1 protein-coding gene is annotated in these 661 nt (G+C 62.8%); it reads right to left on the bottom strand.

From position 1 onward, the window contains the following. Nucleotides 1-661 (bottom strand): IS256 family transposase (locus tag ACFFWD_RS45300; RefSeq protein WP_376962831.1); only part of this gene is annotated, 661 nt, incomplete at both ends.

Consider the following 661-nt stretch of genomic DNA (forward strand, 5'->3'; position numbering starts at 1 on the left):
CTCGATGCCGTCTCGGAAACTGACACCTGCGATGATCTTCGGCAACTGATTTGTGCCCTTGAGCCGCCGCCAGGTCTTTGATGCGGCGATGACCAGCTTGAACACCATCAGCCTGGCGGTGGTCGGCGACAACGAGCCCTTGGTGCGCACCGTCCTGTGCCGCACGGTCGCGAACACGCTTTCGATGGGATTGGTCGTGCGCAAGTGATCCCAATGCTCGGCGGGGAAGTCGTAGAAGGCCAGCAACGCTTCGCGGTCCTTGACCAGGCATTCGACCGCCCGGCCGTACTTGGCGCGGTATTTCTCGGCGAAGACATCGATCGCCACTTCGGCCGACGCCCGGCTCGGCGCCCAGTAGACTTCGCGCAGATCCTTCTTCATGTCGGCCTGCACCGAGAGTGGGACCTTGTCCAAGACATTCACGGTCTTGTGCACCCAGCACCGCTGGTGCCGCGTGCCGGGAAAGATCTCGTCGAGCGCCTTCCAGAAGCCGAGCGCGCCGTCGCCGACCGCAATTTCCGGGGCGATCTGCAACCCGCGCTGTTTGACGTCGATCAGCAGCTCGCGCCAGCTCTGTGAACTCTCTCGGACACCGACCTTGAAGCCGATCAGTTCCTTCTTGCCTTCCGGCGTCGCGCCGATCAGCACCAGCATGCATTCG

The organism is Bradyrhizobium erythrophlei, from assembly GCF_042430365.1.
Taxonomy (GTDB): domain Bacteria; phylum Pseudomonadota; class Alphaproteobacteria; order Rhizobiales; family Xanthobacteraceae; genus Bradyrhizobium; species Bradyrhizobium erythrophlei.